Source organism: Candidatus Uabimicrobium helgolandensis, from assembly GCF_041508025.1.
Lineage (GTDB): Bacteria > Planctomycetota > Uabimicrobiia > Uabimicrobiales > Uabimicrobiaceae > Uabimicrobium > Uabimicrobium helgolandensis.
Window position 1 is genome coordinate 1,962,724 of sequence record NZ_CP165719.1, and the last position, 22,262, is coordinate 1,984,985.

Here is a 22,262-nt window from a genome sequence, read left to right on the forward strand (position 1 = left end):
GCTACATTCAACATCGTTCATGTTGAATGTAGCTGTTTTTTCAAATTATGGGTTTATGGTGAACAGAATTATCATCTAATTGATGACAGTTCTAATTTGTTTTCCATACACGACTATTACGAGAATATACTCCATTGTTAAATTCATCGAAAAAATAATCCATTAAAGGATTATTTACCGGTTTTGGAGAAATATCTAACATCAGGTTATTTTGCGGGATATATGTGTTTTGGTATGAGTTGTGAACAAGTATAGAATACCAAGGCTGTGAACCAAGGTAAATATCTGGCTTTGTATTGTTTGGTTGTAGATCTAAATCGACAATCACGCCTCGGTAGCCGTATTTTTTATGAGTAATTACTTGTCCAACATGAAATAATACTTGCGAATGAACTATTTTTTGGGGAACAATATTTAATTGTTCAAGGTAAAGTTCGTAATCATTCATAAAATGTAGTATTTGTCGCCGTTTTTGCCAGTGCTTTTTATTTTCGTATGTAACAAAAAGTTGTTGCAATATTTTTAGAATGATTGTGTCAATAGTAATGAGAAAACGATCATTTTGTAGTTTATGTTTTTCATAGAAATTCTCTATTGTTACTATATTTCCTAAATCAGAAAACTCAACGATCTCATTATCAGTACAAGCAAAAATATTTCCATTCAAGTATCCACCCTTAACTTCGAAACCCAATAAGTGAGCAACGAGTATGTATAGAGCTAACAAACCAATAGGACTCCCCACTTTATTGTTTATGATGGTATGGATATTTTCTAATTCAGGATTGTCAAAGTCGCAAGAAGCGTACTGTATTTTACGTTTTGTAAATAAATATTTGGCAAGTGTTTTTGCATTCACTTCTTTTTCTGCATTATCAAATTGACGACATATCTTAGCAAGTGCTTTTCGTAAGTCGTTTTGTTGTTCTTGATGATAAATGATAAATTGACAAAATTTGATTAAACGCTCGATATCTTTTTCCGTACGCAGAACACTTAGCCACTGTTTTTGAATGTTGGGAAGAGATGTTATTTTTTTTGCGAATAATGTTTCTAACTTGCGGTAATTTTTTTTAGATATTTCTATTTTCTGTTTAGTAATTTCATCGAGCACTTCATTACCAAGTTGCAAAATTTTATCTATAATTGTTCGCCGAATAGTGGGTGACTCATCATCCATTAGTTTAATTAAATAAGGTAATTGAGACATGTTTATTTCTTGCATTACTTTATCTCCGTAACACAACGAAATCCCAAATCACTTCGGCGAAAATCAGCATGAACTGGTTGATGAAACCACGTTGTTATCATAAATTCACTACTATTAAAACTACCACCTTTTGTCATTCTATAATCTGCCGATTTAGAAAAACGGTGTGAAGCAGTATTTACACACCATTCCCATACATTACCAGCCATATGAAAACATCCGTAAGGTGAACGACCATTCGGAAATGAGTTGGTTTTTTGCGGTTTTAATAAAGGATATTGCTTATTGAAATTGTTAGGTGTTGGAGGGACAGAAGCGTTTACTATGCCTAAATATGGTTGCTTGTTTCCCCATGGAAAGTTATAAGCTTCTTTCCCTCGAGCAGCTTTCTCCCACATAATATCAGAAGGTAAACTTCTTTTACTCCACAATGCGTAAGCCATTGCATCTTTCCATGAAACATTTACCACTGGATAATCTAATGAATCTAAAAGATAATTTTCTTGCCACCACGGGTTAGGAGGATAAGGGCGTGAAGTCTCATTACAGAAACGTAAATATTGTTTATTTGTAATTTCGTGAATGTCAATATAATAACCTTTGGTTTCGTGAGTAACTTTTGCAAAAATTCCATACATATGTTTACGTAGCTTTTGTAATTTATCGAGATAATCAATTTCTTGTTGTAGTTCCTTGAGTTTTTTGCGAGCAATCTGCAAATCGCGATAGCATTTTCTCAAAATAGATTGGGAAGTTCTGTAATAAATATGCTCTTTTATATGTTGTTCTATAGCGACACCTAGAGGTAATTGAGGTTCATCAATTTCAGGCTCTTTCTCAAGTCCCTTTATTTGTCGAGAAATAGCTGTCATTCGTTTGTTCACTTTTAGAATAGAAATATTAGTTTCCTGTAGAGTGTTACTTAAAATTACTTTTAGTTTTTCTTCATCTGCAAATAACGAAGAGTAGAGCTGTAATTCCTCTTTAATTAGCGGTAATTCTTTTTGTAAAAGTCGTAAATTTTTTTGTATAGTACCCGTTACCGACTTACCTTGTGGTATATAAACCATGGCGCTATCATCTATTTTCCAGCGATAAAAGCCATACTTATTTGATTTTTCCATACCATGTGGCATAATTTCCTCATACCAACCGCGTTCAATTGTATATTTGGGCTCAACATTTATTTGGCTATTACTTATAACAAAAGAATTTCGCCCTCTTACAATTGGGTGTTGTGAGTATCCACAAAAACTCAAGGACCAAGATAAAAAATTAGCCAATTCTGAAATAGTGATTTTTTGATCATTATTGTAATCAGCTTTACGATGTAAATATTTTTTTCCTAAAATTGCAACTTCAAAAAAATAATTAAAGATACTACGTCCTTGTCGTGCATGGCTTTGTTTGTAGTAACTTGAGGATTCAACAGCGCAAATGTTATTGGAGATGTTTTTAAAGTAGCTTTGGAAATGATGCTGTGGTTTTCCAAGAGAGCTTTTACTGTAGCGGGCATCACTACAAATAAATATATTTTTTGCTTTTAAATATTTCTTTATTAAAAAAGTTAGTTGTTCCAAAGAAAGAGCAGAACGCTGTATTTCATCTTTTGAGCTGTTGTAGAGTAGCCAGTGGGTTTCACTGTTGAGGTGAAGACTGTGTCCTGTAAAATAGATAAACACTAAATCACTTTTTTTAGCCTGCGATAAAAAATCGCGAAACGCGCGATGAACGTTTTGAATATCAGCATTGTGGTTTACAAGAGAAAGAATTTTTTCTTTGGGAAAATTACAAAGTTCAAGTGTTGTTGTTGTGTGGTGAATATCATTCTCACAATGAGTAAGTTTAGGCATACTAGAAATTTGAGGATAATGATCAATTCCTATACACAAAGCCCATTTCTCCGCATGTAAGTGGCCAAGAAAAATAATAGATATGATCCAAAATGATTTTATCATAACCAAACTCCTATTGTAGTTTGCGTTTAACACGTTGGCGAACTGGCTTCACTTCACCATCCCAAATAAAAACATTGTTATTTTCTTTTGCTTTTTTGATACATTTGAGCAAAGAAATGAGTATTGCTCTTGGACTTGGTTTCTTTTTTATCTGAACTTTGCGAACGGCAATTGCAATTTTCGGAGAAACATTGTCATTTTGAATTGTATAACTTTCTTGAGTGAGTTTGCGGTATATTTTTTCAGCTTCTGCACTTTCTGAACTAATTAGTTTTGTAGAAACTAGAAGAAAAAAATCTTGCTGTCCTACATAAAAGAGCGTACTACCTGTTGGTTTAAATGATAGTATATTTTTCGTTAATATATTGTGTATAGACTCAATATGTTCTAGATATTCAAGTAAATCATTATCGAAGCTGCGCCAGTGAATTTGCATAATACAAAAATCTTGTTCTGTAGACATTTTGGCCTGGATTTCTTTGTGAAGTAACTTAATACCGTGATGTGATTGTACGTTAATCTGTGAGTTAGATTGCATATTATACAATAGTAAACCAATGTATTGGGCTAAACATTCAACCAGGTCAGCATGTGATTGTATGAGGTTTTTGTTTGCTTCAATTAAAGATCTTTCTTTTTCATTAAGAAAAATTTGCAATACACCTTGATTTTCATTTTCAGAGGGAATAGCGACTGTAATTTCACCTGTGTCTTCAATAAATATTTTTTTCTCTCCACGAAAAACTTGTGCTAGTTTATGTTGTTTTTGTAGATGGAATCTTTGGAGAGGTTGCGAAGTATTAGAATATTTAACTTGTAAAAAATCGCCTTCAATTAAAAGAATATTTGCAGAGGCATATTGTAAACCACTACTGTGACACATCAGATGCACAACTTTTTGTACCAATGTATCAGTTTCTTTACATTTGCGAATTTCTCTAAGAAAAACAGGAGCAACATGTATCTTTTCAAGAAAAAGTCGATTGCGAATAATCCCTTTTACTGTTTTTACTGTTTTTTCATGTTCTTCTTGGATTTTATTACGAAGATTACGGTCACTTTCCTTGAAACAACTAATATCATGAAAAGTACACAGGAAATACATTTTTTTGTTGTGAGAAATTTTGCGAATAACTATTTCTACATCTTTACATGATTTCCCTCTACTTAGAATACGGAGCTCTTCATAAACATAATTATCTTCAGCTAAACAATCGATACGCCGCACAACTTTCAAAAAGTCTTTTTTATATATCAAATCTTGCAATAAAGCATTTTCTATTTGGTCCTGAGAGTACCCTACGAGCTCAAAAAAAGCATTGTTAGCTATAGCAATTTCTTTTTCCTCTAAAGTAAGAAGGCACATCGCAATAGGAGACAGAGAAAAAATTTTATTTAGTAGTGCTGCTGGCGCTTTTTTCATGTATCACCTCTATGGTTTGTTTTCTTTACTTTCAACTAACAAAATAACTACTTTTATAAAAGTAGTTAACTTGACTTATGCTCTTTTAAAAGTTTTTTGAGTACCATAACAATTTCATATTTTGTAACAAGATTATGTTTTTTATTTTCGCGAGCGCCTAGCATATGAAAAATTCGCGATATTCTTCCATAAGAAAACTTTACAACTAAATGCAAAATTTTTAGCTGATGCGTATAACTCTTTACGAGTAACGTCATAGTTTCTTCTGTATACTCAGGACCTATTAGGTTTAATATTCGTCGACATAAGGTAGATATTTCTTTTGCTAGTTGTTTTTTAAAAACCTTAACCTTACTTTCGTGTTCAAAATCAATGTAGTACAACTTATCCTCGTAAAGAATAATGTTATCGAGATTCATATCGCGATGAATGAGTTCTCTATCTAAATTTTGTAGTGCTTGGGTATGTCTTTTTGAACATGAAATAAACAGCTTTTCGATAAGTTTTAACTTATAATCGTAAGAAACCGTTTCATCACTAAATATTTCAGCCAATGTTTTTCCAGATAAGAACTGCATAACTAAATAAGGTTGAGAAAGCTCCAATTCAAAGTCATCGTAAAAAAGTGGAACATGATAACCACTTTCTTTCCAATACTTTAACATTCTTTTTTCTCTTGAATATCGTTCCTCTGCATTTTTCTTATAGTGTTTAACAAGGTATGTTTTTTGAGAACGTTCTAAAATATAAAACGCACTATCTGTATTTCTGCTAGGATGAAAAGCTTCTAACTTACTCAATTGTTTTTTTATCCTTGTGGCATAGGTAAAGTTTACGTTTCTTTTGTTTAGCATCATCATCAGAAGTATTGCTTAACAACGTTACTTGTGCATATTTCGTTTCTAAATATGCTTTTTGCTCTTCTTGTTTTTCTTGCTTTCCGTTTGATTCGAATATCATTTTGTCAGAGACAGCAAAACAAAAATCAACAACTGCTTTCCAATTTGGAATCCACATGCAAATAGATAGCAGGAGACACACATCTACTTTTTTAACCAAGAAATCATTAATAATCTCTAAATTTTCTTTTGCTAGATCAAAAACATAAAAATCTAGATTATCTTGTGATTTGTATCTCTTAATACGATTTGCAGTATTAATCATTCGTGAATCAAAATCAATCCCTACTCCATGTCCTATTTTGTCAGCAATAGCAAAGAGCATTCCTCCTTGATTACAACCAATATCAAGAACTGTTTTTCCTGTGAAATCTATATCCACTTTTTCAAAACGTTGTTTGGGATCTCTTTGCCCTTTGAATTTTTTGTTATTAAAATCAAAAGAATGGTATCCTACATCGTAAAGACCACCATCGTAAGCAACACCACTCGTCTTAGTATAGTTTAAAAGATTTAAGACTTTACGAGTTTCAATATCCAAACCGTCTATTTCATCTTTAACGATGTCCAAGCGTGGTATGGGAGTTTGTTTTTTTTGTTTTTTGCTTTTAAAAAGCTTTTTTAATTTCATTTACCTTTTACCCTAAAAAAGATACTCTATAAACCTTACTTTTTTTCAGATTATAATAAAAGGTTTTTAAAAAGCAAAATGAATTTGAAAAGAATACTCTTTGAAGAGCCTACAACAAAAAATATCGTTTATCTAGAACATATCCGCTAACGAGGGTGTATCATCAATCAAAATTTTCGATTTGAAAACGATTGATTCCAGCTGTCACAATGATCATAGCCGTAATAATAACCAAAATAAACTATCATGTATTTTACAAGAAATACCGACAATATTTAGTTAAGATCACGGTTACAGCGTTACAGCTACGATTAAGATAGTTGCTAATAATTAATGATACCAAGGCGTGTCATCATTCAGTACGACAATTTCATTATTACATGGTTTTATTTTCGATGTAATAAAGATAATCGAGCATACAATTAAACCGTACACCTAAGATCAAATTCTTTTTTCAAAACCAGAAATTTCAAATCCAATATGAATTATCATTCCCAATTGAACAGAGGAGTATCAAGTGGATATGAGCGTTGTTGCTAAATTACAAAATGACTATGAGATTCTATCCCAAATAGGTCAAGGAGGAATGGGAGTTGTATACAAGGCGCGCCAAAAAAATCCTAACCGTTTGGTCGCGATCAAAATTATAAAAACTAGTTATACAAATGCTCGTCGTTTCCAACGAGAAATGGAAATCATTTCTCAACTTAATCATCCTTGTATTGGTAAAGTTTATAGTGCAAATGCTGAAGATGGTTGTAAATACCTTGTTATGGATTACATACGTGGTGAGTCACTTAATTCTTACTTAGAAAAAAACTCGATATCCCTAAAACAAAAATTGAAAATATTTCTCAAGATAGCTGAAGCTCTTAGTTATGCTCACAAAAAAGGGGTTATTCATCGTGATATTAAACCAGATAATATAATGGTGACAACCGAAGGAGTTCCTGTTCTCATCGATTTTGGTTTAGCGAAGCGTATGGACAGCCGCGAATTCGACCTTACAAAAACAGGAGAAGTTATGGGGTCGCCTCATTACATGTCTCCAGAACAGGTCTCAGGTAAACGTTCGGCTATAAATCATCGTACTGATATTTATTCTATGGGAACGATCCTTTATGAGCTCATTTGCGGACAACGAATGTTTTTAGGTGAAAGTACCATTGAGGTTCTTTTTAAGATCCGCCACGAATCACCAAAAAAACCTTGCGAAATCTTAGGTGATATTGATAAAAATTTACAAAATATTTGGAAGAAGTCGGTCTCTTTTCGGCAAGAAGATCGTTATCAACACACTACTGATCTTATGAGCGATATAAATGATTTTTTACAGGGCAAAAAAATCAAATCTTATTACAGCAAAAAATTAAGAACAGCAATGCTTTTGACAATTTCACTCATTACTTTGATTCCTTTTGTTGTATGGAAATTTTTTGGCCATAAACAAAAGGATTTATTGAAATATTCACTTGTCGAAAAACAAGAAAATGAGCATCTAAATCGAATATTAGAAGAGATCAAAAACAATACTTTTACCAATACAGAGAACAATAAATTGTTACAATTTAATCTAACAGAGAAATTACAAATAGCAGAGGCACTTTATCATAAAAAAAAATACTTTACGGCGCAAAAAATTATCGATAACTTATCGAAACAAAAGTTTAAGATCGCTAACAACAAAAGCGTTATTAACTATCACCAAGCATTGATCTACTACCATCAAAAAAACTATGCGCAAGCCCAGATATTTCTTGAAAAATTAACAGATAAAAAAAGTAATGCAAAAGTAAACTACTACCTTGGAGTTTGTTGTTTAAAACAAAATAATCTTGATCGAGCAATTACCTGTTTATCGCAAGCAGAAAAGTATTTTGAAAATGATCTTCGACTTTTAGAGTACCTTGCCACAGCTTACTTAAAGAAAAATAATTTAATTGATGCAAACAACTATCTACAGCGTTGCATAAAATTGGCTCCAAAAGTGGGGAAATATTACAAAATATTAGGCGAAATTCAATTCAAAGGTAAAAAATATTACAAAGCATTTAGTTACTTTAAAAAGGCGACATCTTTTGATCGCGATTTTTCTTTGGGCAAACTGATACACGATATTCCTTATTATGAACCTCGATTACGACGATGGTGTTACCAAGCGCTCATATACAATCTCATAAAAGAAAAACGTTACGCTGTTTTTGATCTATTTACAGATAAATGGTCTTCTATTCAAAAGGACTATCGTCCAAATTATCTTTCTTGGCAAGAAGGGATCAAAAACATCAAGGCTGATATTGATGTTTTTTTTAAACCAATTGCTGACAAAAAATTTAGTGATATAGTCAGCGATGGATTGTTAAACGGAAGATATAACCCTGAATTTATCAATAAAATGAAGAAAGCATTACAAAATAAAAAACTTATGCCATACTCAGGTTTTTTTCGTTCCATACATGAAAAATGCGAGGAAAGAAAACGAAATGAAGTGACAGCAAGAATTTACTATCAACTTTCATCTATGCATCTACAAAATAGCTGGCAACAGGAAAGCTTAGAAGATATTGATGGCCCAAATTTTTTGAAGATCTTCGATCGAGAAGACAATCCTTTTTTAAAATATTTGCTCATAGAAGGATACTTACATTTTTTTGGTTTTGCAGCAATTGTCGATATTGCAAATGATCCTGACTCTTCGATGATAAATCGGATTATTTGTTGCGCTGTATTGCGAAAAAATTATCTTCCTGTAAAAATAACGTTTTTACAGCATTTGAAAAATGCAGGACAAAGTTTATATTCAGGTGAAAATCTACATTTTGTACAAACTCTATTAGCGCAAATGATATATGTTTACCATGGATTTAAAACCCTTGACCTTTCACATAGATCATTTAATGGACGCTCGTATACTATAGCCAATCACGAAAAAGAGCTTTTATTATTTTTATTTGAACAAAAATCAAAAAAGGTATCCTTATCTGCCGCCATTAGTCTGCATGAATTGTTTGATAAAGAACAGTTAACAGATAGATGGGAAAAAATTTGCAATAAAATATTCAAAGCAATGACGTTTTCTAATATCGAAAGTTACTATTTACATTCCATTTTTTGGGGAAGTTTGAATAAAAAAAGAGCTTCTTTATATTTTCATAAATACAAGTTGACTTTAAAACATCCAAGTAACATTGTTCGTAGAATTGCTTTTTCGTTCATAGAAGTTTTTAATATTCAATCTACTGAAATTTCTGATGAACTAAAAGCTGCTTTAGAACAGAAACAAGATCAACGATTGCGTTTTTATGCTCTATTTGCAATGATTTTTACCAATAATAATAAAACATCGATATTTGATGATCCACTATACAAGCAAAACAGTTTTAGTCCTTTGGAGCACAGTTATTCGGTACTGCTTTCCTTATATAGATTATTAGATTTAAAAGAAAAAGGACAAAGAAGCGCTTTGAATGTGATTGTTTATTTAAAAAAGAACTTGCACACATTTCCTTATACTTCACAGTGTATGATTTCTTACATTTTATCTTCTATTGGAATTCACCCTTCTCTACAAGATTTTCGACAACAAGATTCACATTTACAATCCTTCTTCATATATCAGTTACACCAAGAAATTTCTCCCAAAAATGACATCCTTCCCTTAGCTTTTTTACAAACATCAAAAGCAGATAAAAAGTATATCGCCAAAGAATTTCTATCTGAAGAAAACAAAAAAATAAGAACTTCTGCTGTAAGTAGTTACTTTACCTTTGCGTCAAGGAAAGAGCAAAAAGAAATGCTTAGCCAAGCTCAATCTTCTCAAAACGATTCTTTAAAAAAAGGTGTAGCATTAGGACTCTATTTGTTTGTACAAAATCAGTGGATTTTATATGAAAAAGACAAAACCAAAAGCATCACATTTTTTGATTTGTTAGCAAGTGATCCTCTCGAATTTTTATTAAGTAAAGATTTCAATAATATGAAACACTTTATTTTGAATTCTGATAAAGTAAATTTTTATAAAACTTGTATCATAAATGCACAAAAGTTAGACCAAAACGAATGTTTATATCCTTTTGCTTTGGGTTTTTGTTTTAGAGAAGAAGAGACTAAAAATATTCAACAAGCGCTCGAACTCAATAATGCTAATAATGCTGGGCATTTTCATGAAATTTTTACTCAAAAGCTTTTTGATAGTTATAATAAAAGCGAAAAAAAAATAGCTATTGATAAGTATGTGCGTTCGCAACAAATTTCATTCTTTTCCAATTTAAATCTCGCGCGAACCTATTTTGAATTAAACGAGTATTCCAAATCTTTAATGATGTATGAAAAGAACTTTCTTAGTAGATTCCTTAATCTCGCTCCTTTCGACAATGACAGTTTAATGAACCATCACATACAAATTGCGCGCATTTATGTGAAACAAAAAAAATTTAAAACGGCAAATGCCTTCATCGAATTGTTTTATCAACTTCATCGTCGCATTTTTTGGAATTTAAATGATTCAAAAAATGCATTTTTAGATAAGATTGTTTCAATCTATCCTGATATAGAAACTAAGTGACAGATACCAAAGCTGATCTTAGAAAAATCTAGAAAACCGATAAAAAAGGTATACTTAGAACAAACAGTTTATTTCTAATTTTGTTTTTGGTATTATTTATACGAAAATAGTTCTCTTTAATTCCTCATTTTAAGAATAAGAAATGTTATTTAACTCACTTTCATTTATTGTGTTTTTTGTTGTTTTTTATACAGCATATCGATTGTGCAATCATAAAAAACAAAATATTTTACTATTAATTAGTAGCTATATTTTTTATGGCTGGTGGGACTACCGTTTCTTAGGAATTATTGTTCTTTCAACGGCGGTAGATTTTTACTGTGCGAAAGCTTTAGTTAAAACAACAACTAATCGTAAAAGATATTTGTGGATTAGTATACTTTTTAATATGGGAACACTTGCTTTTTTCAAATACTACAATTTCTTTTGTGCATCCTTACAAGAATTACTACACAGCATTGGTATTGAACCATACTTTCTGCACTTAGAAATTGTATTACCTGTTGGAATTTCATTTTACACATTTCAGACAATGAGCTACACTATTGATGTTTACAATAACAAATTAAAGCCTAGTGATAATATTGTTAATTTTGCTGTTTTTGTTGCCTATTTTCCTCAGCTTGTTGCAGGACCTATTGAAAGAGCAACGCGTCTATTACCGCAAATATGCTCTCCCCGATCTATAAACCAAGAAATGATAACTACAGGGACTAAACTGATTATCTGGGGATTTTTTAAAAAGATTGTTATTGCTGACAACATGGCAATACTAGTAAATCAAATATTCTCGATGCCATATGACTCACTACATTTTTTTTACATTCTTTTAGGGTGCTATGCTTTTGCTTTTCAGATCTATGGTGACTTTTCTGGGTATTCCGATATTGCAAGAGGAATAAGCAAGTTCATGGGTATTAATTTGATGGTAAATTTTCGAGCACCTTATTTTGTTAAGAACCCTGCCGATTTTTGGCGACACTGGCATATTTCACTTTCCCAGTGGTTACGTGACTACTTATACATTCCACTAGGTGGTAACCGCTTAGGAAATTGGCGTACAAAGATAAACTTACTTGCCACTATGATGTTAGGAGGGTTATGGCACGGAGCATCGTGGAATTTTTTGCTTTGGGGGTTATACCAAGGAATTTTATTAATGATTTGGCGCGGTAGTAGTGGTGAAGAGACAAAACTAAAGGTGCTATGGCAGTATTTTTTTACTTTTCATTTAATTTGTATAGGCTGGTTAATATTCAGGGTAAAAAGCGGAGAACAACTTACCGCGGTATTTTCAGCTCTTCTTAATATTGATTATAGTTTTTTAACTTATGCTATTATTCTTAAGTTTATGGGCGTTATATTTTACGCATTACCTATCTGCTTAGAACAATATAACAAACATCTTTACGATAATGAACTAGCCTTCGAAAATCACTCTATTTTGAAAAAACAAGTGATTTACACGTTTTTACTTGCGAGTATTTTCTTTTTGGCAGCACCTTATGGGGAAGATTTCATTTACTTTCAATTTTGAGAATTTAAATATGAAATGGAAAAAATATTGTATGCTGTTTTTCCTTATCTTTGTAGGAACAGAAGCTATACTCTATATACACTCAATTATTACATTTTCTGGTAATATGGTACACTTACCTAATACTAAGTCAGTACGTATTCCCCAAGGTTTTTTTGGAATAGAGGGAAAATCAAAATACACGATAAACTCTATAGGCCTAAGAGGAAAACTCCCCTCAAAAAAACAGCGCTTTATTATTGCTTTTGGCAATAGCACCACTCAATGTTCTTATCTTGATGATACAGAAACTTGGGCAAGTGTAGCAGAAAAAATACTGAAAGAAAAGCACAAACAAGACACTGCTTTTAACATTTGCGCACGCGGAGGGTTGGCTGCCGCCCATAATGTTGAACACCTCAAAGCTCTTATAAATCAAGGCGTCAAGTTTGATACCGCTGTTTTACTTACTGGTATATCGGAATTGAATAGTTGGGCAAATGGTTACCAATTTAAACAACTTAGTAAAGCACAGAAACGCAAGGCGTTTAAAGAAGGTGTTTTTCGATGGAAGTATTACCCTAAAAAATTTAGTGAATTGATGATTGCTCAGTATGCAAAAAAACAGTCGAAAACAATTACAAACAATATAAAAACTCTTTTTGCTATAAAAAAACGTACTTCAAAATCTCTTACTAAGAAACAAAAGACATATCAACTTGCAAAAAAAGTAGATTTTGTTTCTGTCCAGCAAAAAGAAAACCTAGTAAAAGCACTTCGTAGCTTACAGAAAGAAATACGATTATTTGTTCGCATCTGTCGCAAAAACAATATAAAAGTTATTCTTTTAGCTCCAACAACAATGTACTCTCCGCAAATGTCAGAAGCAGCGCAAAAACTTTATGTCACTTGGTCAAAACCAGATTTGACACCAAGGTTTTTTCATGAAATTATACGCCTATGCGCCCAAAAAATAATGACAATAGCAAACGATTTAAATATTCCATGTGTGGATCTAAACGATATTGAAAACAGAGAAAAATTATACTATGATCAAATTCATTTCAACGAGTATGGTGCTACACAAGTAGGAAGAATACTTGCTGAGTATTTAGTTAAGGTTGAAAATGATAATTAAAAGACATGTCATAGTAATACAAGAGAGGTTTTGGTTATGAAAAAATTTATTCGCAGCAAGTTTTTAATTCCCATAAGTGATAAAATTGGTCGAGCAACAAGAATTAAAGATGGTTATGTTCTTTTTGAAGGAGAAAAAATATTAGAGGTTGGAGCTTTCAATGAAGAACTAGGAAGAAATCTCCTTGAACGTTATCCAAATCATATTGAAGTAGTTGGTAATAACAATAAAACTGCGAGGTCATTAGATGACTTCATTCGTTTGGAAGGGGTTTTGTTACCCGGTTTTATTAAAGCACACGGTCATGATCATGAATCCCCTTTGATTGGTATCGTTAAAGATGCTCCCCTAACAGAATGGCTAGATGGTGCTGTCAATATTTTTGGAAAGTTTATGCAAGAAAATCAAAAGCAACTTGCAGATACTTTGGGAATACGCCCCCATTTAGCCACTTATCTAAAAGCGCGCGTTGATGATATTTATTATGGAATTACCAGCTCTATGGTGCATCACTGTAATTACAATAAGTATTATGTGGGCGATATTGTCGAAGCAAATGAAATAGCTGGTACAAATATGATTGTAGCTGTAGGAAGCCAGGATCGACACTACTACGATGCGATTTTAGATTCACCACAAGATGCAGTAAAACGCTTAGATGAAAATGTAGAGCGTTTTGGAAAACTAACGAGAACTCGAGTTGTACCTGGGCCAGATCAATTTTTTTCTAATGGACCAGACTTACTGAAAGCTCTAAAAGGATGGGCAGATAAAAACAGCTCTCTTATCCATATTCACAGTTCGGAAGAATTCAATACAACGGAGTGGTTTAAAAAAGAATACGGTATGACGCCGGTTGAGTATGGAATGAAACTTGGATTTTTGGGGCCAAATACTGTTTTAGCTCATCAAGTACAATGCACAAAAAGAGATTTGGAAATTTTGAAAGATACGCAAACAAAAATTGTTCATAATCCTTTAGCAAATACAATACTTGGCTCAGGAATTCCACCAGTCATAGAAATGTTAGAAAGCGGTATCGATGTCGTTATTTCTACTGATGGTTCAGGAAGTGCTGATAGTCAGAATATTCTTGCCGCTGCAAGATTAGCTTCACAGTATCAGAAAGCTTTTCACCAAAATGCACGCTTAATGCCTGCCCAAAAAATAATGGAAATGATTACCATTGAACCAGCTAAATTATTAGGTATTAATGCTGGATCTCTTGAATGTGGCAAAGACGCTGATATGGTTTTCATGGACACAACAAGACCAAATTTAACTCCTTCAAAAATAAACAATGTACTTGAGAATTTAATATGGGCTTCCGATGGTAGCGAAGCGCGTTATGTAATCGCTGGTGGTAAAGTAGTTAAAGATAATTATCAGTTTACGACCTTAGACATGTCAAAAGTTAATGAACAAGTACAACAATTATCTGAAATGTTTGAAGACTATCGCGAAGAACAACTCAAATTAAAGGGAACAGGAGCACATTGCTAAGTGAATCTTCCAACAGTGGAAAAATTTGACGAAGCGTATCAAAATATTAAAGATGTCATTGTGCGCTCTCCTATAGTTGCTTGTGAAGCTGATGTGTTTTTAAAACCAGAAATTCATCAAGTAATTAACTCCTTCAAAGTACGTGGTGTTTTTCATGCTGTTTCACAGTTAAGTGAAAAACAACGTCAAAAAGGAATTAGCACAGTTAGTGCTGGAAATACAGCACAAGCACTTGCGTGGTGTGGTCGTTTCTTTAGTGTACCAGCTTACTGTATTATGCCTACAACAGCACCACAAACCAAAATAGATAGGGTGAAAAAATACGGTGGTACTCCGGTTCTCGTAAGTATGGAAGAAGTTTTTAAATATTTGCAAGAACATCTGTGGAACAATGATCCGTATACCTTTATTCATCCTTGGACGAGTAAGGATGTGATGACTGGGCATGGAAGTATTGGCATTGAAATTTGGCAAGATTTTCGCGAAATCGAATCTATTTTTGTTCCTGTAGGAGGAGGAGGTCTTATTGCGGGTGTTGCCGGTTATCTAAAACAGGTAAATCCCGAGATCAATATTTACGCAGTAGAACCCCTAGGATGCCCAGCATTATACACAAGTATAAAAAATGGATGTGCAAGCGCTGTTGAGTGCAACACAATCTGCGATGGTGTTGCGGTTCCCTACATAACATCAGAAATGTATCCATTATTAGCTGAATTGGTTAGCGAAGTGGTGCTTGTCTCCGAAAAAAAAGTAAAGAAAGCTATTCATGCTTTAGCGACAAAATATAAAATGGTGGTAGAACCTTCAGGAGCTTTAGCAATGGCTGCGGCTTTTGAAATGCCAAGAAGTAAGCGGGGAAAAAGCGTATGTATTGTTAGTGGTGGCAGCATAGATATTGATAAATTTATAAAAATATTACAAGATGAAAAAAAATAAACATGCCCATGTGGGCATTTTTATTTTTTATACTTATTCACTAAAGTATTTCTCTGTTTTTTCTAGCCAGTGTTGATAACTTTTTTCACTCACATCACCCATTAGCATACGTATTTTGAGTACTTGTATTGCCGCAGGTATATCAGAAACTAAAGAATGAGAAATTTTCTTTTTATTTTTACGATCGAAAATCATTTGCAGATTAATTATATTAAAAACGCTCTGCCTCAATCTTTTAGATAAAGATAATTTATGCTTGGTGTCTTCTAGAACGGTTTCAAAAAAATCATAAGACATTTTACGATCCTTTTGATTTTTATGAATAAAGATACTCCAGCATGGTATTGTAAAAAGAGTTTCATCCATTAGTTTAGTGCGATCAGAATCAGCAAGAGCATCAAGAGCACGAAAGTAACGATGCAGTAAACGATATTCTTCGGTACGAGATTGGTGTAAAATTTTTGCTAAGTCCGGTGAAATTATAGCTAAAGCACCACTTTTCAAAAGAGAATCAAAGCAAAAATACACTTTTCTTGTTCTTAGTACTTTGAGCATCTCAAGTAAGATGCGCGCAGGAGGCGTTCGTTCTAAAAAATGAGAACATTGCAATACTGCTTGGTACAAATCAGGTGTCATTTCAAAACCAAGACACGCAGCAAATTTTATAGCGCGTATAATTCTGACAGGATCTTCTGCTAAACGGATTTTAGGGTCCCCTATCGTACGAACTTTGCCATATTGTAGGTCTTCAAGACCATCCGTATAATCTACTACCATGCGTTCTTCTGGACAATAAAAAAGCGCGTTGATTGTAAAATCACGACGCATCGCATCCTCTTCGTCGCTTCCAAAAAAATTGTCATTTTGAATAAGCAACTTTTTTTGATTGTCCGGTTCACCATTTTCCCAAGGTGTTTTACGAAAGGTCGTTACTTCGATAACTTTTTTGCCAAAAAAGACATTTACTAGGCGAAAACGACGACCAATAATACGACTGTTGTGAAATAGTCGCCTAATTTGTTTAGGTCTTGCAGATGTAACAATGTCAAAATCTTTAGGCGGATTTCCTAACAACAAGTCGCGAATACATCCTCCCACAAAATATGTAGAAAAACGATTGCGCCTTAGACGATAATATACTTTTAAAGCGTCTTCATCAAACAATTCGTGTGGAAGTGGTTTGACTAATTGAAATTTTATTTCATTTTTATTTTGCATTTTTTACGCTTACGTTTGAAGTTTGCTTAGGGGAGGCCCTAAAAGTTACTGCGAATTGTAGTTTTTCGATGTGTGTTTCTCAAAATTATATATTTGAGAAACACAGTTTACAGTGTTGATCACTACTTAGAGATTTCGCTTTTTAGTTGTTCTAGTATAGATTCCGCTTTTAATATTCTCAAGTAAATGAGAGAACGACCATCTTTTGGAGCACTGCCATAAGCATATTCAATATTGCTATCAATTGTCTCTAAAGTTTTGCAAATTCTGGTTAATTGACCAGGGTCATTTGCCACATCTACTTCTACTAAATCATTTTCTACAACTAATACACCTGCTTCACCTAGTAGATGAATTGCTTTTTTAGGCTCATCGACAACTAATCTCACAACAGCGTGATCTACAGTGTCTGATACAGAAATAGCAAGTATGTTGATTTCGTTTTTAGCTAAATCTTCGGTAACACGAAGTAGTGCACCCGGTTGGTTTTCTAAAAAAACAGCAAGTTGTTTTACAATTCTCATGAAATTTTCCTCATTATAGATGCATTTTGTCACATGCACTCAATTTAAGTGTATAATTTGGCAGTATAATTTTTTCAGTAAGTTAGTATAAATTTGCCTAGATGTCAAGTATTTTTGGAAATGAAAGCAAATATATTCAAGCGGCACCAAATTTGCATACAAAATCGTGCATAAATTATCGTTACTATCACTTGTGTTAGTTAAAAATAGACTTCAATCTCGAATTCTTCGAGTTCTACAATTCGTGTAAGGCGTCTATTCACTAAAACCCTGCAAGGAGACTTTATGAACTCATTAACAAAATCTTTTTACTTAGGACGAATTTGGGGAATAGATGTATTTATCCACTCACTATTTTTTGTATTTTTTGGTTTGCTTGGCTTAATGCATATATTATCCTCTGGTATTTTATCTGCTGTTGTTTTTCTATTTTTCCTGACACTTGTTTTTGGGTGCGTACTACTTCATGAATATGGGCATTGCCTTGTAGCAAAACATTATAAAATTCCCGTTCAAAACATTACTTTGACACCTATTGGTGGAGTTGCAAGTATTGGAGCTATCACCAATCCCGATATTGAGCTTAAAGTCACTATCGCTGGTCCACTTGTTAATTTCGTAATTGCCTTAATTTTACTACCTTTAGCAGTAGTTTCTTCCTACGTATGGAATAACGATTTTTGTATGTATTTAGTGACAGTAAACGTTATATTAATGGTCTTTAATTTAATTCCGGCTTTTCCTATGGATGGCGGTCGTATACTTAGAGCTCTACTGAGTAAGAAAATGAGTTTAGTGCGTGCAACAGAAAAAGCTGTTGAAGTAGGTACCTGGGCGGCAATCATAATGGCCATTACTGGTGTTTTCGTAAACCCAATGCTAATATTCATTGCCGCATTCGTTTATTTGGCAGGTAGAGCGGAGTTAAAGATGATATCATCGCAAGCTTATGTACACTTTCCACATGATAATACTCGTACTCAACATTTTTATGCACAGGATCAACAAGAACTCATAAACAACTTGCGAAAGATTTTTTATCGTCGTTAGGCTTTTCTATCTATTTTCAATACTGTTGATATAATAACATCACATCTATTGAAAATAGATAACCTTCGTTTTGTAAAAACTTATCATTCCTTGGTTAAGCGAGTTTTCCAAAATGCAAATACTCACAAGTAAACGCTTGATTCTTCGACGTTGGAAACCTGAAGATTATCGACCATTTTTTCTATTAAACAGTGATCCGCAAGTTATGGAATTTCTACCTAAGGTTTTATCGCAAGAAGAAAGCAACGCAATGATTTTAAAAATTGAGAATCATTTTGAACAGCGCGGGTTTGGTTTTTTTGCATGCGAAGAACAACAATCACAGTCATTTATTGGTTTTGTCGGTTTATCTGTTCCTCAATTTTCATGCGATTTTACACCATGTGTCGAAATCGGGTGGCGTATTGCAAGAGAATATTGGAACCGAGGTTATGCTACCGAAGCTGCTAGTGAGGTGTTATTGTATGCACGTAACACTCTTAAACAAAAAGAAATAGTCTCGTTCACTGTTCCGAACAACCTTCCTTCACGACGTGTTATGGAAAAAATAGGGATGACTTATGTAAAAAACTTCTACCATCCTGCACTCAACAAAGATCACCCTCTCTGCCAACATGTTTTATACAAAAAACATTTAAGAGATATTTAAAGTGTATCAACATTGGATACAATGTGAGTTATTTATAGAGCAACGAGACACTTTATTGCGTTTGATATCTAACAAGGATTAAAACATGCAAAATGATTCAAAAAAAATTACTTTTAGAACAGCCAAATTTGACGATTTATCTCGGATCGTAGAGCTACTGGCAAACGATGATCTCGGCGCAAAAAGAGAATCTGCAGAACCATCACTTCCCAAGTCTTACGAAGAAGCTTTTGCAGCAATAAATGAAGATCAGAATAATATTCTAGTCGTGGCCATTATTCAAAATATCATTGCTGGTGTTTTACAATTGACTCTGATTCCTTCCTTGACATACAAAGGTGGTTGGCGTTCTCAGATAGAAGGCGTACGCGTTGCTAAAGAATTTCGCTCCAGAGGAATCGGACGTGAAATGTTTGAATGGGCAATTGACTATTCTCGCCAAAAAAATTGTGTCATGGTACAATTAACAACCGACAAACAGAGGCCAAATGCTATCAAATTCTACCAGGATTTAGGATTTAAAGCAACACATGAAGGATTCAAATTTCATCTACTTTAGCTATTTTGTCGGTAGTGCATATCATGTAGTGATTGGTGCTGTTGAGGAATTGTTGTTATTAAGACAAAGTGTATCTTCCAAAGAGTGGTGTTTATTTGACGATTTTTACTACGAGAATAGCTTGAAGATTTAAGTGATTTTAGGTTTTCATAATAGATTTTTGAGCAGTTGTAATGCTTGGCAAAAAACACAATAATATTCGCTGCTGTATGAGAGATTTCTTTGTTAATCAAAGAAATTTTATTCCATCTTCTAGCAATTTCTCTGTTGCATTTTTTGAATAATGAGTCTTTATAGAGTAGTTTGTCGCGCTTACTTTTCCAGTGGTTAATATCTTTGTATATTCGTTGTAGCTTGTTTTGTATATCATAAAAATTAGCAAAATATGGTTGCGAAATTTGTTCACCTTTGTTATTGAAAACGCAAAGAGTGATGAGTTTATGTGCTCCCCAATCAATGGTAATAAAGTTTTCACTTTTTTGTTTTTGAGGCTTTTGGACAGTGACTTTAAAGTCTAAAATTGGCAGATAATCACCGTGGATACAGTCAAAACGAAGGCTTTTTATTCTTGGGTTAGGGAACTATTATAACTTTTTCCTTCCAAATACTTTTACTCTTTCCTTTTTATTTTCTCCATTAAAAACGATTTATCAAATCTCGGTTAATTTTCCAGTCAGTTTCTCTCTTTTCCTCAAGCAACGCTTTTTGGGCAGTATCACAAGCCAGTATTTTCACCTCATTAAAATTCCACATATTTGTTTGATTTTCTAAAACAGCCATTCTTTTTAGTAAACAAACTTTCGAAAAGCTCGTATATATAAATGTTAATCCATTTATGTATTAAGACTCAGCGAAAAGTTTTTTACCTATTCTAACTTGCTCTTTCGATGAAAAGAGTTAGGATTATTTGGTGACAGAAAATTTTAAAATTTAAATATGAACAACAAATGTCTTTAACAAGGAGTATTTTATGTTTCTAAAAAGTTTATGCATGCTTAGTTTTTTTTTATTGTTAAATTTTGCATGTGCTCAAAATATTGATGAACTTGAAAAAAAAATAAAAAAAATCGAATTTCAGATAGTTGAATTGCAACAACAACAAACAAAAGCAAAACAAACATTACAAAAAATACAAGCATTACTAAGTGATTTAAACCCACAAAAAAAATCTCTTGTAAAGGAATTAAAATTAGAACAAACAAACATAGAAACGTTGTTAAAAAATACCCAAGAAGTTAAAGGAAAATTAAACGTTGAGTATGAAATTTTAAAACAAGAACTGCAAAAAGGAATGCCTAACCGACTAAAGCCTGCACCAGTAAAAGAGTATGCTTTACAAATATTGACTGATTTTTATGTCGCATTGAGTAAAAAAGACTATAAAAAAGCAACTAGCTATCAACTCTTTGGTAAAAGAATGAATAGAAAAACATTCATATCGATATTACAGGAGGAGGGTTTACACAATAACGTCATTAGTCAAGAAGGTATCAACGCACTAGAAAAACTCGGCAAATGGGGAACATTTGAGGAGGTATTTGGAAAAAAAAGAAACAACCTCTTCTTTCTCCATGAATTTGAAATTTCAATAGAGGATTGCTACGGACTTAATTTAGAAAATGCAGAAGCAAAATTTCATTGGAATGGAAGTGATCTCAAAATAATACATTGCAAGAATATTGCAAAAGTAATACTTCCTATCGATCAAAAATCTATACTCAAAGAGGTAGATTTTTTTATAAAAAAAACCTATACTTTTCTAGAAACAGAACGTTATGATAAATTCTTTTCCGAATGCATTCACCCTAGAGACATGGAAGAAGTTTTAAAACAGGAAAAACTAGAAGACTTAGCGGCAGAATTTTCTTCAACAAAATCAAGTCAGCTAAAAAAAATATTGGATATTCTGTTGACTATTGAGCCAAATAAAATAGAGAGTTATCGTGTAATTTATAATCATAGTGAATTCTTTAAACCATTCAAATTAGAAAAATTTGAAGGAAAATGGTATATTAGCAATTAAATGTCCATTTAAAGGTTACATCTCCTTACCGATCAAGAATTAGGCAGAGCTGTGCGGACTATATTTTTACTACGTTATCTTCCTGATGTTGAGTTGCGGAAAACGATCCAAGCTGCTACTTGTAAGAGTGAGGCATTTAATAATTTTGTTCAATGGGTGTTCTTGGCTGATAGCGGTATAATTTCTGAGAATCGTAGATACGAACAACAGAAAATCATCAAGTATAAATACCTTGTTGCCAATCTACTTATTCTGTACAACGTAAATTCCATGAGCCTCGCGAAAAAGAATGAGGAGATTATTCTATACATTAAATATTTTACGATGTAGGGCGTCTCATCATTCAGCATGAAATACTTGAGCCCGTACTTGTGAATGATAAAAGCCTCAAGAAGTAAAATGCATCGTTTAAGAGTAACAAAGCATTTTGATTTCTTCTTGAGGAAGTTTTCTAATAG

General features: G+C 33.0%; 17 protein-coding genes and 1 pseudogene. 10 read left to right on the forward strand and 8 right to left on the reverse strand.

Features of this window, described 5'->3' with window-relative positions:
* Nucleotides 1–91: 91 nt before the first annotated feature.
* From hspQ to UABHE_RS07265, 5 genes are all read right to left on the reverse strand, one after another.
* Complete coding sequence (gene hspQ / locus UABHE_RS07245) at nt 92–1,225, reverse strand: heat shock protein HspQ (RefSeq protein WP_372369582.1); 1,134 nt, start codon at nt 1,223–1,225, stop codon at nt 92–94.
* Nucleotides 1,225–3,168 carry an SUMF1/EgtB/PvdO family nonheme iron enzyme gene (locus tag UABHE_RS07250; protein ID WP_372369583.1) on the reverse strand — a complete coding sequence of 648 codons (1,944 nt, stop codon included), beginning with the start codon at nt 3,166–3,168 and terminating at the stop codon, nt 1,225–1,227. Before UABHE_RS07250 ends, hspQ begins: the two co-directional genes overlap by 1 nt.
* A 10-nt stretch (nt 3,169–3,178) precedes the next feature.
* Nucleotides 3,179–4,591, reverse strand: a complete 1,413-nt coding sequence (locus UABHE_RS07255; RefSeq protein WP_372369584.1) for a PAS domain-containing protein — start codon at nt 4,589–4,591, stop codon at nt 3,179–3,181.
* A gap of 65 nt (nt 4,592–4,656) precedes the next feature.
* The gene (locus tag UABHE_RS07260) at nt 4,657–5,391 is read right to left on the reverse strand and encodes an RIO1 family regulatory kinase/ATPase (RefSeq protein ID WP_372369585.1); all 735 of its coding nucleotides are present in this window, start codon (nt 5,389–5,391) and stop codon (nt 4,657–4,659) included.
* Nucleotides 5,384–6,121 carry a class I SAM-dependent methyltransferase gene (locus tag UABHE_RS07265; protein ID WP_372369587.1) on the reverse strand — a complete coding sequence of 246 codons (738 nt, stop codon included), beginning with the start codon at nt 6,119–6,121 and terminating at the stop codon, nt 5,384–5,386. The genes UABHE_RS07260 and UABHE_RS07265 overlap by 8 nt, the downstream gene beginning before the upstream one ends.
* 523 nt (nt 6,122–6,644) lie before the next feature.
* Here UABHE_RS07265 and UABHE_RS07270 point away from each other — a divergent pair.
* The 5 genes from UABHE_RS07270 to UABHE_RS07290 all read left to right on the forward strand — a co-directional run bounded on the left by UABHE_RS07270 (nt 6,645) and on the right by UABHE_RS07290 (nt 15,781).
* Nucleotides 6,645–10,685, forward strand: a complete 4,041-nt coding sequence (locus UABHE_RS07270) for a protein kinase (protein WP_372371582.1) — start codon at nt 6,645–6,647, stop codon at nt 10,683–10,685.
* Nucleotides 10,686–10,827: 142 nt separating this feature from the next.
* Nucleotides 10,828–12,222 (forward strand): MBOAT family protein, encoded by a 1,395-nt coding sequence (locus UABHE_RS07275; RefSeq protein ID WP_372369588.1) that lies wholly within the window; start codon nt 10,828–10,830, stop codon nt 12,220–12,222.
* A 10-nt stretch (nt 12,223–12,232) separates the two neighbouring features.
* Nucleotides 12,233–13,339 carry an SGNH/GDSL hydrolase family protein gene (locus UABHE_RS07280; protein ID WP_372369589.1) on the forward strand — a complete coding sequence of 369 codons (1,107 nt, stop codon included), beginning with the start codon at nt 12,233–12,235 and terminating at the stop codon, nt 13,337–13,339.
* Between the two features lie 36 nt (nt 13,340–13,375).
* Nucleotides 13,376–14,842, forward strand: a complete 1,467-nt coding sequence (locus UABHE_RS07285) for an amidohydrolase family protein (RefSeq protein WP_372369590.1) — start codon at nt 13,376–13,378, stop codon at nt 14,840–14,842.
* Nucleotides 14,843–15,781 (forward strand): threonine/serine dehydratase, encoded by a 939-nt coding sequence (locus UABHE_RS07290; protein WP_372369591.1) that lies wholly within the window; start codon nt 14,843–14,845, stop codon nt 15,779–15,781.
* A 33-nt stretch (nt 15,782–15,814) separates the two neighbouring features.
* Here the strand turns inward: UABHE_RS07290 and pcnB are convergent, their stop codons facing one another.
* Both pcnB and UABHE_RS07300 read right to left on the reverse strand, forming a co-directional pair.
* Complete coding sequence (pcnB, locus tag UABHE_RS07295; protein WP_372369592.1) at nt 15,815–16,999, reverse strand: polynucleotide adenylyltransferase PcnB; 1,185 nt, start codon at nt 16,997–16,999, stop codon at nt 15,815–15,817.
* Between the two features lie 122 nt (nt 17,000–17,121).
* Nucleotides 17,122–17,523 carry an ACT domain-containing protein gene (locus UABHE_RS07300; protein WP_372369593.1) on the reverse strand — a complete coding sequence of 134 codons (402 nt, stop codon included), beginning with the start codon at nt 17,521–17,523 and terminating at the stop codon, nt 17,122–17,124.
* 285 nt (nt 17,524–17,808) lie between these two features.
* Here UABHE_RS07300 and UABHE_RS07305 point away from each other — a divergent pair, with 285 nt between their 5' ends.
* The 3 genes from UABHE_RS07305 to UABHE_RS07315 all read left to right on the forward strand — a co-directional run bounded on the left by UABHE_RS07305 (nt 17,809) and on the right by UABHE_RS07315 (nt 19,781).
* Nucleotides 17,809–18,573, forward strand: coding sequence for a site-2 protease family protein (locus UABHE_RS07305; protein ID WP_372369594.1), 765 nt, complete (start codon nt 17,809–17,811; stop codon nt 18,571–18,573).
* A gap of 112 nt (nt 18,574–18,685) precedes the next feature.
* Nucleotides 18,686–19,222 carry a GNAT family N-acetyltransferase gene (locus UABHE_RS07310; protein ID WP_372369595.1) on the forward strand — a complete coding sequence of 179 codons (537 nt, stop codon included), beginning with the start codon at nt 18,686–18,688 and terminating at the stop codon, nt 19,220–19,222.
* A gap of 85 nt (nt 19,223–19,307) precedes the next feature.
* Entirely contained in the window at nt 19,308–19,781 is a 474-nt protein-coding gene (locus UABHE_RS07315) for a GNAT family N-acetyltransferase (protein ID WP_372369596.1), read from the forward strand.
* On the opposite strand, the gene UABHE_RS07320 is transcribed toward UABHE_RS07315, so the two are convergent.
* Nucleotides 19,778–20,014: a hypothetical protein gene (locus tag UABHE_RS07320; protein WP_372369597.1), complete on the reverse strand. Its 237-nt coding sequence runs from the start codon at nt 20,012–20,014 to the stop codon at nt 19,778–19,780. The genes UABHE_RS07315 and UABHE_RS07320 overlap by 4 nt on opposite strands.
* A gap of 737 nt (nt 20,015–20,751) precedes the next feature.
* Here UABHE_RS07320 and UABHE_RS07325 point away from each other — a divergent pair.
* Both UABHE_RS07325 and UABHE_RS07330 read left to right on the forward strand, forming a co-directional pair.
* Nucleotides 20,752–21,804, forward strand: a complete 1,053-nt coding sequence (locus UABHE_RS07325; protein WP_372369598.1) for a hypothetical protein — start codon at nt 20,752–20,754, stop codon at nt 21,802–21,804.
* 33 nt (nt 21,805–21,837) lie between these two features.
* Nucleotides 21,838–22,101 (forward strand): annotated as a pseudogene (locus UABHE_RS07330) (Tn3 family transposase); the annotation flags it as partial.
* Nucleotides 22,102–22,262 lie beyond the last annotated feature (161 nt).